The organism is Klebsiella terrigena, assembly GCF_012029655.1.
GTDB lineage: Bacteria > Pseudomonadota > Gammaproteobacteria > Enterobacterales > Enterobacteriaceae > Klebsiella > Klebsiella terrigena.
In genome coordinates this window covers 193799-209056 of the sequence record NZ_CP050508.1, presented here as the reverse complement: position 1 = coordinate 209056, position 15258 = coordinate 193799, and the positions used below count along the sequence as shown (strand labels likewise).

The 15258-nt window shown below is 57.7% G+C and carries 11 protein-coding genes, 1 tRNA gene and 1 other RNA gene; 4 read left to right on the top strand and 9 right to left on the bottom strand.

The genetic code is table 11. From position 1 onward, the window contains the following. Positions 1 to 2 precede the first annotated feature (2 nt). The 8 genes from dppC to HCK03_RS00945 all read right to left on the bottom strand — a co-directional run bounded on the left by dppC (position 3) and on the right by HCK03_RS00945 (position 9797). Positions 3 to 905, bottom strand: a complete 903-nt coding sequence (dppC, locus tag HCK03_RS00980; RefSeq protein WP_041143139.1) for a dipeptide ABC transporter permease DppC — start codon at positions 903 to 905, stop codon at positions 3 to 5. A gap of 9 nt (positions 906 to 914) precedes the next feature. Then, complete coding sequence (gene dppB, locus HCK03_RS00975; RefSeq protein WP_041143140.1) at positions 915 to 1934, bottom strand: dipeptide ABC transporter permease DppB; 1020 nt, start codon at positions 1932 to 1934, stop codon at positions 915 to 917. A 106-nt stretch (positions 1935 to 2040) separates the two neighbouring features. After that, positions 2041 to 3648 (bottom strand): dipeptide ABC transporter periplasmic-binding protein DppA, encoded by a 1608-nt coding sequence (gene dppA, locus HCK03_RS00970; protein ID WP_041143141.1) that lies wholly within the window; start codon positions 3646 to 3648, stop codon positions 2041 to 2043. Positions 3649 to 5331: 1683 nt separating this feature from the next. After that, positions 5332 to 5465: non-coding RNA, RtT sRNA (locus HCK03_RS00965), on the bottom strand. 33 nt (positions 5466 to 5498) lie between these two features. Further along, a tRNA-Pro gene (locus HCK03_RS00960) sits at positions 5499 to 5575 on the bottom strand. An 81-nt stretch (positions 5576 to 5656) separates the two neighbouring features. Beyond that, positions 5657 to 7357 carry a kdo(2)-lipid A phosphoethanolamine 7''-transferase gene (gene eptB, locus HCK03_RS00955; RefSeq protein WP_167691030.1) on the bottom strand — a complete coding sequence of 567 codons (1701 nt, stop codon included), beginning with the start codon at positions 7355 to 7357 and terminating at the stop codon, positions 5657 to 5659. Between the two features lie 241 nt (positions 7358 to 7598). Beyond that, entirely contained in the window at positions 7599 to 8801 is a 1203-nt protein-coding gene (locus HCK03_RS00950; protein ID WP_041143143.1) for an L-lactate MFS transporter, read from the bottom strand. A gap of 354 nt (positions 8802 to 9155) precedes the next feature. Beyond that, a complete protein-coding gene (locus tag HCK03_RS00945; protein WP_041143144.1) occupies positions 9156 to 9797 on the bottom strand; it encodes a hypothetical protein in 642 nt (213 codons plus the stop codon). 158 nt (positions 9798 to 9955) lie between these two features. Between HCK03_RS00945 and tag the strand changes: the two genes are divergently transcribed. Together tag and HCK03_RS00935 are read left to right on the top strand one after the other, a co-directional pair. Continuing rightward, entirely contained in the window at positions 9956 to 10537 is a 582-nt protein-coding gene (gene tag, locus HCK03_RS00940) for a DNA-3-methyladenine glycosylase I (RefSeq protein WP_041143145.1), read from the top strand. Then, positions 10515 to 10961: an N-acetyltransferase gene (locus HCK03_RS00935; protein ID WP_041143146.1), complete on the top strand. Its 447-nt coding sequence runs from the start codon at positions 10515 to 10517 to the stop codon at positions 10959 to 10961. The genes tag and HCK03_RS00935 overlap by 23 nt, the downstream gene beginning before the upstream one ends. Here the strand turns inward: HCK03_RS00935 and HCK03_RS00930 are convergent. Next, positions 10924 to 13254, bottom strand: a complete 2331-nt coding sequence (locus HCK03_RS00930; RefSeq protein ID WP_041143147.1) for a molybdopterin guanine dinucleotide-containing S/N-oxide reductase — start codon at positions 13252 to 13254, stop codon at positions 10924 to 10926. The genes HCK03_RS00935 and HCK03_RS00930 overlap by 38 nt on opposite strands. Before the next feature lie 167 nt (positions 13255 to 13421). On the opposite strand from HCK03_RS00930, the gene HCK03_RS00925 reads away from it, so the two are divergent. Both HCK03_RS00925 and HCK03_RS00920 read left to right on the top strand, forming a co-directional pair. After that, positions 13422 to 14084 (top strand): OmpA family lipoprotein, encoded by a 663-nt coding sequence (locus HCK03_RS00925; protein WP_041143148.1) that lies wholly within the window; start codon positions 13422 to 13424, stop codon positions 14082 to 14084. Positions 14085 to 14198: 114 nt separating this feature from the next. Next, positions 14199 to 15215, top strand: coding sequence for a LacI family DNA-binding transcriptional regulator (locus tag HCK03_RS00920; protein WP_041143149.1), 1017 nt, complete (start codon positions 14199 to 14201; stop codon positions 15213 to 15215). Positions 15216 to 15258: the final 43 nt, after the last annotated feature.

Here is a 15258-nt window from a genome sequence, read left to right as displayed (position 1 = left end):
TCTTACTGCTTCAGTTTGGGATCGAGCGCGTCACGCAGACCGTCGCCCATCAGGTTAAATGCCAGCACCGTCAGCAGGATCGCGACACCCGGGAAGGTGACGACCCACCAGGCGCTCTGCGCGAACTGCAGCACATCGGAGAGCATGGTGCCCCACTCCGGTGTCGGCGGCTGCGCACCCATGCCAAGGAAGCCAAGAGCGGCCATGTCGAGAATGGCGTTAGAGAAGCCCAGCGAGGCCTGAACAATCAGCGGCGCCAGGCAGTTAGGCAGAATATTGACGAACATCTGACGCAGCGCTCCCGCCCCCGCCACGCGTGAAGCGGTGACGTAGTCGCGATTCACCTCAACCATCACCGCCGCGCGGGTCAGACGCACGTAGTGCGGCAGGGCGACAAAGGTGAGCGCCAGGGAGGCGTTGACAATCGACGGGCCGAAGATAGCCACCAGCACCAGCGCCAGCAGCAGGCTAGGCAGCGCCAGCATGATGTCGACGATACGCATGATGATGGAATCAGCCACCCCGCCAAAATAGCCCGCTACCAGGCCAAGCACCACGCCGAGGATCAGCGACAGCACGACCACCAGGCAGCCGACCAGCAGCGACAGGCGGGCGCCGTACATCAGGCGCGACAGGATATCGCGGCCCACGTCGTCGGTACCCAGCAGGTGCGCGAAGCTCCCGCCTTCCTGCCAGGCCGGCGGCGCCAGCAGCACGTCGCGGAACTGGTCTGCCGGGTTATACGGTGCCAGGAAGTTGGCAAATACGGCGATGATAATCATGATCGCCACGTACACCAGGCCGACAACCGCGCCCTTATTGCGTTTGAAATAGTGCCAGAACTCCTGCAGCGGGGTCATTGGCACCGGTGCGGCGACAACTTTATTTTCAGTAACTTGTGACATGATGGCCCCTTACTTCCTATGCCGAATACGCGGGTTCACCACGCCGTACAGCAGATCGACCAGCAGGTTGACGAGGATAATCATCGTCGCTACCAGCAGAACGCCGCCCTGCACTACCGGATAATCGCGGCGCTGCAGCGCGTCGATGAGCCAGCGCCCTAAGCCGGGCCAGGAGAAGATAGTTTCGGTCAGAATGGCGCCCGCCAGCAGCGTGCCCACCTGCAGACCGATGACCGTGACAACCGGCAGCATCGCGTTACGCAGCGCGTGGACCACAATGACGCGCATCCGGGTCAAGCCTTTAGCGCGCGCGGTACGGATATAGTCCTCACCCAGCACTTCCAGCATCGACGAGCGGGTCATACGCACAATCACCGCCAGCGGAATGGTGCCCAGCACCACGGCGGGCAGGATCATATGCATCACGGCATCGATAAAGTCGCCCGGTTCGCCCCAGATAGCGGTATCGATCAGCATGAAGCCGGTCAGCGGCAGGGTATCGTCAAGGAATACGGTATCGCTGATACGCCCGGAGACCGGCGTCAAGTTAAGCTGCACCGAGACCAGCATAATCAGCATCATGCCCCACCAGAAGATAGGCATAGAGTAGCCGGTCAGCGCGAGGCCAACGGAGGTGTGATCGAAGATAGAACCGCGTTTTACCGCAGCCAGTACGCCAACCGGAATACCGACGACGACGGCGAAAATCATCGCGCAGACGCCCAGCTCCATCGTGGCCTTAAAGCGCGGCACAAACTCTTCCCATACCGGAATACGGCTTTTCAGCGAGATGCCTAAATCGCCGTGCAGCACGCCCCAGATATAGTGGACATACTGCTGCCACATCGGCTTATCGAGGCCCATTTCGGCCAGCAGCTGAGCGTGACGTTCAGGGGAAATACCACGTTCGCCCGCCATAATCATCACCGGGTCACCGGGGATCATATGCACAAAGGCAAAGGTGAGAAGGGTAATACCGATAAATGTCGGGATGACAAGTCCCAAACGTCGGAGGATGAACTGCAACATAACCCGGATTCTCTATAGTGACGTTCTGCCTGGTGACAGGACGTCTGCATTGCTCACAATTGTCAATTCCCTCTCCCGGGAAGGGAGAGGGGGACCACACTGTTTATTATTCGATTGAGACGTTTTCGAAGTGGTGTTTGCCTAACGGATCGACCACGTAGCCTTTGACTTCTTTACGCACCGGCTCAAATACGGTGGAGTGAGCGATAATCAGCGCCGGAGCCTGATCGTGCATCACTACCTGGGCCTGTTTGTAGAGTTCAATACGCTTGTTATGGTCGTCGGTTGCGCGAGCCGGCTGAATCAGATCTTCAAACGGCTTGTAGCACCAGCGGGAGTAGTTGGAGCCGTCTTTCGCCGCCGCGCAGCTGAACAGCGTCGCGAAGAAGTTATCCGGATCCCCATTATCACCGGTCCAGCCCATCATCACGGTCTGATGCTCGCCCGCTTTCGCACGCTTGAGGTATTCGCCCCACTCGTAGGTCACGATCTTGGCCTGGACGCCAACTTTGGCCCAGTCGGCCTGAATCATCTCAGCCATACGGCGCGCGTTCGGGTTGTACGGACGCTGTACCGGCATTGCCCACAGGTCGATGGTGAAGCCTTTTTCCATGCCGGCTTCTTTCAGCAGCGCTTTCGCTTTTTCCGGATCGTAGCTGTAGTCTTTAACGTCGTCGTTATAGCCCCACATGGTCGGCGGAATCAGGTTCTTCGCCGCCTGGCCTGCGCCCTGGTAAACGGCTTTGATGATCGCTTCTTTGTTGACCGCATAGGTCAGAGCCTGACGGACTTTGACATTATCCAGCGGCTTCTTCTCGGTGTTGAACGAGAGGTAGCCGACGTTCAGACCCGGCTGCTCCAGCAGGGTAAGGTTTTTATCTTCTTTCATGCGCGCGATGTCAGCCGGGTTCGGGTACGGCATGATCTGGCACTCATTTTTCTGCAGCTTGGCGTAGCGCACGGAGGCATCAGGCGTGATAGAGAAGACCAGGCGGTCGATCTTCGGCTTGGTGCCCCAGTAGCCCGGGAAGGCTTTGTAGAGGATGCGCGAATCTTTCTGGTACTGCAGCAGCTGGAACGGACCGGTACCAATCGGGTTGAGGTCCACTTTCTCCGGCGAGCCGGCTTTCAGCATGTTGTCAGCATACTCTTTTGACAGAATAGAGGCGAAGTCCATCGCCAGGTCGGCGAGGAACGGAGATTCAGGACGAGTCAGCACGAACTGGACGGTATTGTCGTCCACTTTCTTCACTTCGCTAATCAGGTCCGGCAGGCCCATACCTTCGAAGTATTCATAGCTGCCGCCAGAGACTTTATGGTACGGGTTTTGCGCGTTTTTCTGACGATCGAATGAGAACACGACGTCATCGGCATTAAGATCGCGGGTTGGTTTAAAGTCTTTATTGTCCTGCCACTTCACGCCTTTACGCAGGTGGAAGGTATAGGTTTTACCATCCTCGCTCACTTCCCATTTTTCAGCCAGGCCAGGAATAACTTCGGTGGTCCCGGTTTTGAATTCCACCAGGCGGTTATAGATTGGCACCGAGCTGGCGTCATAGGTGGTACCAGAGGTGAATAGCTGTGGGTTAAAGCCTTCCGGCGAACCTTCAGAACAGTAAACCAGGGTCTTAGCTTGTACGCTTGCGGCAACGGTCAGAGCGACCAGGCTCAGGCCAAGCTTCAGCATCCCTGACTTTTTCAAGGAAATACTCATTATTCTGCTCCAGATGTGATGTTGTTTGCATATTTCCGCCAGACCTTTATTTATTTTTTACCCGGTCTGGTCGGTTGTGCCCGAGGGCGCTGAGAGAGATGGGGATTCCTTTCACAAAAACGACTGAGTTGCAGTGCGGATTCTCCATGAAATGCCCCTCATGCCCTACAATCTGTCAACAGAATGGGAAAACGTCAATACAGCCAACCTGGTTTTACATCCGGGGTGAGAAACCGCAGGCAAAGATTAAAAAAACTCCATGAGCCTATTTTCAGCAGAGAAATTTATGCTACCGGCAATGAGCCAGCATAAACCCCTTAATACCTTTCAACATGTAGTGATAAGCAATTCTGGCAAATGGTCAAAATTTATTACTATGTGACCAATATGTGAGCGATTAATAGCGCTAACGTTAAAACGCACAGCGGAAAATGCTGCCATTATCCATAAGCTTCGCGAAAAAAGATCGGTTCATATATAAAAAAATACAATGGAAGATGTCACAAAACGATAAACAGGCGGATAGAAACGGGGATCAGCGCCTTTTTAACGAGTCGGCTGGAATAGCGCGCCCGCTCAACGCGCATAGTACCGACCCTTCCTGACTCCGCCATGCAGAGCGTTCTGTGAAGAAAAGGCGTGCAGCGGGGCTCTGGCTCCCGGCCGGACATCCGGTGAACGGAACACCTCCTGACTGACAAACATCCGCACCGGCTAAACTCATTCAACACACATCATGCCGTTCAGTTAAGCACTCATCGCCTCATACCTTCTTTCATACTCTTACTTCATATCATCGCCTCATCCCCTCCCCCACCCTCCGCGATGCTGCGCGTCCAGTGAAGAAAAGGCGTGCAGCGGAGCCCTGGCTCCCCGCTGAAATCGGCGACCCGAAGGCCGGAAGACAAGGGCTGGCCGCCATGGATGGCGGCAAGAGGCGAATCGAGACAGGAGCGAGCCCCGGAACGGGCGAGCAGGTCGAGTTGAGCCGACCGCAGGCTGCAGGCCGGGAGGTGAGCGCAGTGCGCAGCACCGATTTCCGTGCGGGACCGCGGGGATTGTTAAGGGGAAGACGGTTATCTTCCCCTTAACCCGGTCACCTGGCACCGGGGCCGCATGTTCTGCCAGACGTCCGGTGAACGGAACACCTCCTGACTGACTGACTGACTGACATCCGCACCGGCCACAAACGTAAAAAAGCCCGTTCAACGCGTATCATGCCATGCAGTTAAGTAACCATAGCCTCCATTCATCTCCCCCCTCCCCCACCCTCCGCGATGCTGCGCGTCCAGTGAAGAAAAGGCGTGCAGCGGGGCCCTGGCTCCCCGCTGAAATCGGCGAACCGGAGGCCGCAAGACAAGGGCTGGCCGCCATGGATGGCGGCAAGAGGCGAATCGAGACAGGAGCGAGCCCCGGAACGGGCGAGCAGGTCGAGTTGAGCCGACCGCAGGCTGCAGGTCGGGAGGTGAGCGCAGTGCGCAGCACCGATTTCCGTGCGGGACCGCGGGGATTGTTAAGGGGAAGACGGTTATCTTCCCCTTAACCCGGTCACCTGGCACCGGGGCTGCATGTTCTGCCAGACGTCCGGTGAACGGAACACCTCCTGACTGACTGACTGACTGACTGACATCCGCACCGGCCACAAACGTAAAAAAGCCCGCTCTAAGAGCGGGCTTTTAAATTTGGTCGGTGATAGAGGATGACTTCGCCACTACGTGGCTCGCCCTGCGGGCCGTTGCTAAAGCAACGTTCTCTCGCTGCGCTCGAGTCGAACCTCTGCCCCCGGAGGTTCTCATCCTCGTCGGGCCACAAACGTAAAAAAGCCCGCTCTAAGAGCGGGCTTTTAAATTTGGTCGGTGATAGAGGATTCGAACCTCCGACCCCTTCGTCCCGAACGAAGTGCGCTACCAGGCTGCGCCAATCACCGAATGCGGGCGCATCTTACTGCTGAGACCCACACCCGTCAATGCCTTATTATGAAAAAATCACTCAAGCGGCGAGAAACTCATCACTCTTGCGGCTCCTTCACGGCTTTGCTCGCACCGGGAACGCGACACCAGTTGTTATTCTCGTTAATCCCGCCGTCCGGCGAGGTGTAGCCGAGACAGCCCATAATGGTATCGTACAGCTCAACGTGACGACGCGGGACCTTCATCGCCGCCTGCTGCTTGAGTCGGGCAAACGAAGCCGCATGGTCGGGCGCTTCCAGATACTTATCCGACATCCACACCATCATCGGCACGCGGAACTGCTCCGGCGGCGCCATCTTGCGCGGCGTCCCGTGCAGGTGCTCGTGCTCGTTAATCGACTCACCGTGATCGGCGGCATAGAAGACAATCGCTTTCTTATCGCGCAGCTGATCCAGCACGCTAACAATAAAGTGGTCGACATAGCTCACGCTGTTATCGTAGGAGTTAATCAGCTCTGCTTTCGAACATTTGCTATCCACGCCAACGCACTCCGGCTTCCACTGGGCAAAGCTGCGCGGGTAGCGCTGGGTATAGTTAAAGTGCGAACCCTTGGTATGCAGAATAATCAGGTGCTTGCCGTGGGTGTTCTTCACCATCGAGCGCTTAACTTCATCGATAAGCAGCATGTCATCAACGCTCTTACCGCGGTTACGCGGCTCGGCGCCAATCTGCTCGCGATAGGCGATAGTGTTCACCATCGTATTGCTGTAGAACCACATCTCGCTCTGCATGGCGTAGAGATCGCCGGTGAAGCCCAGCTGGTGCAGAACAGAAAACACGTTTTGCTCTTTCAGCGTACGCTGGGGGTTATCTTCCGCCCCGCCTTCGCGAACGAACATACAGCGTAACGAGAGCTTGGTCGCGGTATCGCAGGAGTAGCCGCGGAAGGCCACGAGATTTTTCTCCTGCGCCAGCTTCAGCGTGGTGTTGCGGCTATAGCCCAAAATCCCCATGTGATCCCAACGGGTCGTCTCGCCGATGATAAACACCACGTAAGTATCATCCAGCCCCTGCGGCGCAACGTAGGTGAATTTCTTCGCCGGGTTAATCAGGGAGCCGTTATCGGAGGATTCATCGACCTGCGCCCAGGCGTACAGCCCCAGCGCGGAGAGCCAGTTCGAGGGCAGATAGGAGTTCGCAATCACCCCGCCGTAGCTCGGCATATCCACTTCTGAATTTCGCTCAACGTTCTTCTGGCGGACCTCAAGCAGGCGAATCGGTCCCCAGACCATCAGCCCGGCGAGCAGCACAATGGCAATATTCTTCACCCGCTGGCCCGGCGTGCGGATCTGCCGCAGCAGGGTGTCGCGGCAGCGGTTATTCCAGATAAACAGCAGCGGCAGCGCGCTAACCAGCACCAGCCAAAGAATCAAATGCCAGCCGATCACTTCCTGGGAAAGATCGATATCCGTGGTCATCACCGAGGCAATAATACCGTAGCCGATGACCACGTTGAGGAAGGTCATATAGTAGCTGGCGGCGGCGGAGAACAGCACCACCAGCGTGGCTAATATTCGCCATAACCGCCGTCCCGTCAGCGACAGAATACGCAGCAGGAAGAAGGTCACCAGCACGGTCGCAACCAGTTCCACAAGCCCGGAAAGTCCTTTCCAGAAGGTAAATTCCTGAGCATAACCGTCGAAGCGACGGATAAAAACGGCAACGTTCATAAACCAGCCGATGTACAGCGCCAGCCATATACTGAGCGTCTGCTGCGTCATCGTTCTAATATATTTCATGCAAGAAAACCTGGAAAAAGATGAGATAGAACACCCCTCACTTACGCGATATAAGCAAGCAGGTTAATAGAGTGCGTTAAGGTTGGTTATGAGAAACCTCTACAAAGCGCGGTAAGTAGACCACAGAGGAAGGGAAAAGTATCAGGAGGGAATGTGATCCAACCAAATATTTACAAAATATCTGGTCGGATTGGCATTATTAGCTTAGTGAATTGGTAGCCCGTCGCCGAATGACACGCCGTCAGGCGTGTGCAGCGCTGTAAACTTCATTTTTTGGCTGGCGGATCGTCGTGGAAAGCGCCAGCGAAAGAATCAGCAGCGCGAAGATCACGCAGAAGGTGACGTAGAATCCGCCGAACAGGGACGCAATCAGCGACCCGCAGATGCTGCCGATACCGAAGCCCAGATAAATCACCCCGTAGTTTTTCGCCAGGTTGTTCAGGCCGAAGAATTCACTGATCAGGGACGGGAACACGGTGATCGTACCGCCGAAGTTAAAGGCCACGCAGGCAATCGCGGCAAAGAAGGTTGTGGCGTTCAGCGGGGCGAACAGCAGCGCCGCCATGCCGACCAGCGAAACGACCTGACCGATAGTGATCACACGGATGCGGGAAATTTTATCCGACAGGATCCCCAGCACCAGGCGTCCGCTCAGGTTAGCGATAGAGATAATGGTCACCGCATTCGCCGCCGTCGCCACGTCCAGATGCACCATCCCCTGCGCAATATCCTTCGCCACGCCGATAACGTACAGGCCGCTCATGCAGGCGGTCAGGAACATCACCGCGAGCATCCAGTACTGTGGTTTACGCATCGACTGCGCCAGCGTGAAGTCATTCTCCACCACCCCATTGCGGGTGCTGGCGGTATGGTTCGGCGCATCTTTCATCAGCGTGGCGCCAAAAACAATCATCACCAGCACAATCGCGCCCCAGATGATAAAGGTCTTCTCCAGCCCGACGGTGGCCAGCAGATGGCTATCAATAAATTTAAACCCGAGGCTGCCGAGGCCGTAGGCGCCGATGGAGAAGGCGGAAATCAGCCCTTTACGCTCGGGGAACCACTTCACGCAGTTGGAGAGCGTCAGCAGATAGCCGGCGCCGTCGGCCAGGCCCACCAGCAGACCGGCGCTCAGCCACAGCATCATCAGGCTGTTGGCGTGGGCGGTGAGGAAAAAACCGAGCCCGAGCAGCACGCCGGACGCCATCGTCACGCGTTTTACGCCAAAGCGTTCCTGCAGCTTACCGGCGACGGAGGAAGAGAGCGCCAGGCCAAGGCTCAGCAGGCCAAAGGAGAACGCCACCTGGCTTACCGGCTCGTCCAGCTTGGCGGAAAGAGAACTATTGAACAAACTCCAGGTATAAACCGATCCGAGCGCGAACTGCGTCACGATCGTGCCGAACAGCGTGAGCCAGCGGGTATATTGAGTAGTGGTAGCGTTCATGGCAGATGTCCTGAAATATTAACTGCCGCCACAATAGCGAAGTCCCCAAAATCCCAGGGGAGAAAAGGCATGAAATGCCGTCAGCACGGAATGAAATGCATAAATGCCGGAATGAATGACATGGAGAAACGGGCGCGGGCTCGACGGCAGGGAATAAGTTAGTGCCTGCTATCTCACCACGCCGCGCCAGTTCTGTGATCGCGAAGTTAAAAAGTGGTGCCAAACATGCTACATATGGACGACATAATTCACATTACAGAAGCAAAATAGCCACAGCGTAGCCGAGCGGCACGCCCGGCGATCTTATGCCAGCGGCGTGCGCGCAGGTCGCCGGAAGCCGTCCGGAAAGAGGGCTTAAAAATTGGCGCTGACCCCCATCAGGTACTGATAGTTTGCCCCGGTTGGCAGGTTATCCGCCTGCGAGAGCGCCGCCCATGCCGCAAGGTGCGAATTGAGCGACATATCCGCCCCAAAGGTGACATCCCGCCAGCCGCCGTCCTGGGTACGGGTTGGCCAGGGCAGCTCTGAAGAAAGCGCCTGGTTGTAGCTCACCTGCGCCCAGGGATGAATACCCCACAGCTGCTGATAATCTACGCGCCAGCCGAGCGTGTTCACGTAGCTGCTTTCCGCCGCGCGGCGAACGGGAGGCGGCTGCAGATCGCTGCGCAGGCTTGCCACCGGCCCTGAAGTCACGCCGTTGGCTAAGGTAAAGTTCCAGCCCACGCTCATGCCGTGCCCGGTATCCGGCGGTGCCAGCGCCTGGTTAAGGGCGAATCCGGCGGCCTCGCCGGTTGAATTGATGCGCTCAGCCAGAATGTCCTCATAGCGCGGTTGGTGATCGCTATCCCACGTATAGCGTTCAGGTGTATTACTTTTTGTATCGATAGCGATATATTCCTGTTGCCAGGCATTCGCCGTACTGACGCACGATACCCACACGGATACGCACGCCGGGAGGAAGTATCCCCACAAGCCATTGCATTTCTTTATTATCATTAAAGCGACTCCATAAAGAGCCAAACCGGAAGTATTGCTGTGTTTTTTATGGGATCTGATACCCCTGTATTTGGGAGTGGTATCCCTGTATTAACTATTATCTTTATCTTTCAGCCGTCAAGGTGAACGCGTAAGTTTTATTACTAAGGGAGAAAGACATGCAGCGTTGCGGATGGGTTAGCCAGGACCCTCTCTATATTCAGTATCACGATAGCGAATGGGGCGTAGAGCAAAGAGACGCCCGGAAGCTGTTCGAAATGATCTGCCTTGAGGGCCAGCAGGCCGGGCTTTCATGGATTACGGTGCTAAAAAAACGTGAGAACTATCGCCGTGCGTTTCACCAGTTCGACCCGGTTCGCGTCGCCGCGATGGATGAGGCCGACGTCGAGCGTCTGCTGCTGGATGCCGGTATTATTCGCCATCGCGGAAAAATTCAGGCCATTATCGGCAACGCGCGGGCCTTTCTTGCGCTGGAAGAAAAGGGCGACTCCTTCAGCGATTTTGTCTGGTCCTTTGTCGATAACCACCCGCAGATATCGCACGCCGCTACGCTGGCGGAAATCCCAACGACAACCCCCGCCTCCGACGCGCTGTCGAAGGCGCTGAAAAAACTCGGCTTCAAGTTTGTCGGTTCGACTATCTGCTACTCCTTTATGCAGGCCTGCGGGCTGGTGAACGATCACGTCACGAGCTGCTTCTGTTACCCCGGAGGTGCGGATGATCCGCAAGTGGGAAACTAAAGAGATCGGCCCGCTGCTGGCGCTATGGCTGGAAAGCACGATTCATGCGCATCCGTTTATCAAAGAGGCATACTGGCATGAAAGCGTTGCGGTCGTGCGCGACGTTTACCTTCCCGCCGCCAGTACCTGGGTGTGGGAAGAAGACGATGAGATAAAAGGCTTTATCAGCGTGCTGGAGTCACGCTTTGTCGGCGCGCTTTTCGTCGCCCCGACGGCTCTGCGCCGGGGGATCGGCCGCGCGCTGGTGGACGAGGTCAAGCGGCACTATGCCTGGCTGAGCCTCGAGGTGTACCAAAAAAACCTACAGGCGGTGAATTTCTACCATGCGCAGGGCTTCCGGATAGAAGACTGCGCATGGCAGGACGATACCCTGCAGCCGACGTGGATTATGCGTTGGCCGGTGGATCAAACGCCGTTAACGTAAGCGCCGGGCCGGTGTATTTCTCCAGCCACGCCAGCGCCGTGTTTCCGGCGCAGCCGTTACCGAGGCGCGAAGTCGGAATATCTTTGGTCAACACGTTCACCGCGCCATTTTTACAGATCCCCACCTGCGGGTCGATATCCGGCCAGGCGCCCTCATGCAGGCAGATAACCCCGGGGCGGATCCCCTCCGTCACCACCGCGCCGGCCAGAACCTGGCCGCGCGAATTCCATACCCGCACCAGATCGCCGTCGGCAATCTGCCGCGCCTCGGCATCCAGCGGGTGAATGGTTAACGGCTCGCGGCCGGCAACCGCGTACTGCTCCCGCAGAGCCGTGTGATTCAGCTGGCTGTGCAGACGATGCGCCGGATGGGCGGAGAGCACCTGCAGCTGGCCCGGCTGCGCGTTGCCGTGCCATTCGTCCGGCGCCAGCCACATCGGGTGCGGCGGGCAGTCGGGATAGGCAAAACCGGCAATCGTCGGCGAGTGGATCTCGATTTTTCCGCTCGCCGTTTTCAGCGGATTAGCCTGCGGATCGGCGCGGAAGGCGGCAAAGCGGGCGAAGCGGGCGTTGTCGGGATTTTCCGGCATCTCAATCAGCTGATTATCCTGCCAGAACTGCTCGAACGGCGGCAGCGTAATCTGCTGGCTCGCGCCGCGCTGGGCCGCGGTGCGGTAGAAGCTTTCCAGCCACTGGATATCGCTTTTCCCCTCGGTAAAGCGCGCGCGGCCGCCCTCTTCCCAGCGCTCGCTGAGATCGGCAAACACCTCAAAGTCATCCCGGGCCTCGTCGCGTGGCGCAACCACGCGCTTCATCGGCACCAGATGCTGGTTGCTGTAATCGCCGGTCATGGTCATGTCGTTGCGTTCAAACGAGGTCGTCGCCGGCAGGACGATATCAGCGTGGCGGGCCGCAGCGGTCCAGAAGCACTCCGAAATGACGATAAGCTCCGGCTTCTGCCAGGCGCGGATCAGGCGGTTGGTATCCTGATGATGGGTAAAATTGGCGCCGCCCGCCCACCAGATAAAGCGAATATCCGGGAAGCATCGGTCCATGCCGTTGTGCTGATAGGGCGCGCCGGGGTTTTCCAGCGCTTCGACAATGCGCGCCACCGGAATTTTTTCCACCGCCTCAATACCGTCCGCCACGCAGCCCTGCATGGAGGCCAGTACCGCCGCCCGCCGGGTCGGATTGCCGCCGTTAGCAAAATGGTAGGAGAGGCCAAAACCGCCGCCCTGGGTGCCAATTTGCCCCAGCATCGCGGCCAGCGTGACCAGCATCCAGTGCTTTTGCTCGCCGAACTGCTGACGCTGCATGCCCCAGCCGGACATCAGCATCGTCGTATTTTCATGGAACAGTTTCGCCAGTTCGCGGATTTTAGCCGCACTTACGCCGCAAATCTCTGCGGCCCACTCGGCGGTTTTCGCCACGCCGTCGCTTTCGCCGGTCAGGTAGCGGGCGAAAATCTCATAGCCGCTGGTATAGCGCGCCAGGAAGGCATCGTCCTGCCAGCCGTTTTCGACCAGAGTCGAGGCGATCCCGAGCATCATCGCCACGTCCGTTCCCATATGCGGGGCCACCCAGTCGATATCTTCACCAAAGAAATCAACGGTTTCCGATCGCATAGGATCGATGCAGATCACCCGCTTGCCGCTCTTGCGCAGCCGATCGAACCACGTCACTCCCTGCTCATCGGAGGCATTCCAGGCAATCTTCAGTGTATTCAGCGGATTAGCACTCCACAGCACCACCACGTCGCTATGTTCCAGCACCATTGGCCAGCTGGTTTGCTGCTGATACACCTCATTTCCGCCCACCACGTACGGCATGATCGCCTGCGCCGCGCCGGTGGAGTAATCCCCGAGGTGGCCGGTATAGCCGCCGGCCAGGCTCATGTAACGCTGTAGCAGGGTCGCCGCTTTATGCAGTACGCCGTTTGAACGCCAGCCGTAGGAGCCGGCAAAGATCGACGTCGGGCCGTAGCTCTCGCGGATCCGCTGATGCTGGGCATGAATAAGATCCAGCGCCTGCTCCCAGCTCACCCGGACAAACTCATCCTGTCCGCGTACGCCCTGCGGGCTATCCGGTGAGGCCAGAAAGCCTTTTCGCACCATCGGGTAGCGCACGCGGGTCTTGCTATGAACCTGGTCCCGCACAGCGGTTTGCAGAGAGTTTGCGAAGGGGGTTTCCAGCGCGCCGCGGGAGGAGAGGACATTTTCACCATCGGTTTCAACCAGCATCGGTCCCCAATGGGCCGCGGTGAGGATGGTTTCAGTTGCAGATGAGGTTGGCAAAGCGAGCTCCTGGTTAGCGAATGCAGGTGTTGTGGCGGCCTGTTATTCGGCCGTTCAAGGTTACTTACAAATAGAGACGTTATCCGGGGAATTTTCTCCGCATCCGGGCGTCATAATCAACCGTCACGCGCGCTGTGACAAAGAATAAAATGGATTAAGGAAATAATATGAAAAAACGCGTACTGATGATTGCGGCTATGGTTAGCGGCACACTGGCCATTTCTGGCTGTACAACCAACCCCTATACCGGCGAACGTGAAGCAGGAAAATCCGGCGTCGGCGCGGGCATCGGCTCCCTGGTCGGCGCAGGTATTGGCGCACTCTCCTCTTCCAAACACGACCGCGGTAAAGGGGCGCTGATCGGCGCAGCGGCGGGCGCGGCGCTTGGCGGCGGCATCGGCTACTATATGGACGTACAGGAAGCCAAACTGCGCGAGAAAATGCAGGGAACCGGGGTCAGCGTGACGCGAAATGGCGATAATATCGTGCTGAATATGCCCAATAACGTCACCTTTGATAGCAGCAGCGCCAACCTCAAACCGGCGGGAGCCAATACGCTCACCGGCGTCGCGATGGTGCTGAAAGAGTACGAAAAGACGGCGGTTAACGTGGTCGGCTATACCGACAGCAGCGGCGGCCAGGATCTGAATATGCGCCTCTCGCAGCAGCGCGCGGATAGCGTTGCCAGCGCCCTTATCACCCAGGGCGTGGCGGCAAACCGTATCCGTACCAGCGGCATGGGCCCGGCCAATCCGATCGCCAGCAACGGCACTGCGGAAGGCAAAGCGCAGAACCGTCGCGTGGAAATTACCCTCAGCCCGCTGCAGTAATCCCGTTTCATCGCTCCCTCCTGCGCCCGGTAAGACGCGCTTACCGGGCAAAATGCTTGATATAGCGAATTTTCGCGCTAAGGTGTTCTCCAGATTTCAGCAAAGGAAGCCATCATGGCGAAAGCGGCGCGAGCAACCATTAGCGATGTGGCAAAAGCCGCAAAGACCGGTAAAACCAGCATTTCACGCTACCTCAACGGCGAAAAGCATCTGCTTTCCGATGACCTGCTGGCGCGCATTGAAAAGGCGATTGCCGAACTTAACTATCGCCCCAGCCTGATGGCCCGCGGCCTTAAGCACGGCCGCACCCGGCTGATTGGCCTGATCATCGCCGATATTACCAACCCCTACTCGGTTAACGTGCTGAGCGGCATCGAGGCCGCCTGCCGCGAAAAAGGGTTTACCCTGCTGGTCTGTAACACTAACAACGAGCTGGACCAGGAGCTGCACTATCTCGACCTGCTGCGCAGCTATCAGGTTGAGGGGATTGTGGTCAACGCCGTCGGCATGCGCGAAGAGGGGCTCAATCGCCTGCAGCAGTCGGCGCTGCCGATGGTGCTAATCGACCGAAAAATTCCCGATTTTGCCTGCGACGTGGTCGGGCTGGATAACACCCAGGCCGCCACCACCGCCACCGAGCATCTGGTGGAAAAAGGCTTCGAGGCGCTGCTGTTTCTGAGCGAGCCGCTGGGCTCCGTCAACACGCGACGCGAGCGGCTGAGCGCCTTTCGCACCACCCTTCAGCGCCACGCCGGGATCGTCGCGGAAAATGCCGAAGTCCCGCTCAACGACGGCGCGATGCTGGACAGCGTGCTGCGCCAGTTTCACTCCGGCCATCGCGGGATGCGCAAAGCGGTTATCTCCGCCAACGGCGCCCTGACGCTGCAGGTCGCACGCGCGCTGAAGCGCGTTGACCTGATTTGGGGAAGCGATATCGGCCTGCTCGGGTTTGACGAGCTGGAGTGGGCGGAGCTGGCGGGCGTCGGCATCACCACCCTCAAACAGCCGACGTGGCAAATAGGCTACGCCGCCGTTGAGCAGGTAGTACGCCGCATCGAAGGCAGCCATGAGCCGATCTGTGAGCGGGTATTTTCCGGGGAGCTGATCGTCCGCGGATCGACCTCCCGTTAGCTCTCCTTCGTGATGGTGATCATAAATTAGACATCCTCCCCTT

Bases quoted from the DNA above. Each gene is read 5' to 3' on its own strand.
- dppC (WP_041143139.1), bottom strand. From the start codon at position 905: ATGTCACAAGTTACTGAAAATAAAGTTGTCGCCGCACCGGTGCCAATG.
- dppB (WP_041143140.1), bottom strand. From the start codon at position 1,934: ATGTTGCAGTTCATCCTCCGACGTTTGGGACTTGTCATCCCGACATTT.
- dppA (WP_041143141.1), bottom strand. From the start codon at position 3,648: ATGAGTATTTCCTTGAAAAAGTCAGGGATGCTGAAGCTTGGCCTGAGC.
- eptB (WP_167691030.1), bottom strand. From the start codon at position 7,357: ATGAAATATATTAGAACGATGACGCAGCAGACGCTCAGTATATGGCTG.
- HCK03_RS00950 (WP_041143143.1), bottom strand. From the start codon at position 8,801: ATGAACGCTACCACTACTCAATATACCCGCTGGCTCACGCTGTTCGGC.
- HCK03_RS00945 (WP_041143144.1), bottom strand. From the start codon at position 9,797: ATGATAATAAAGAAATGCAATGGCTTGTGGGGATACTTCCTCCCGGCG.
- tag (WP_041143145.1), top strand. From the start codon at position 9,956: ATGCAGCGTTGCGGATGGGTTAGCCAGGACCCTCTCTATATTCAGTAT.
- HCK03_RS00935 (WP_041143146.1), top strand. From the start codon at position 10,515: ATGATCCGCAAGTGGGAAACTAAAGAGATCGGCCCGCTGCTGGCGCTA.
- HCK03_RS00925 (WP_041143148.1), top strand. From the start codon at position 13,422: ATGAAAAAACGCGTACTGATGATTGCGGCTATGGTTAGCGGCACACTG.
- HCK03_RS00920 (WP_041143149.1), top strand. From the start codon at position 14,199: ATGGCGAAAGCGGCGCGAGCAACCATTAGCGATGTGGCAAAAGCCGCA.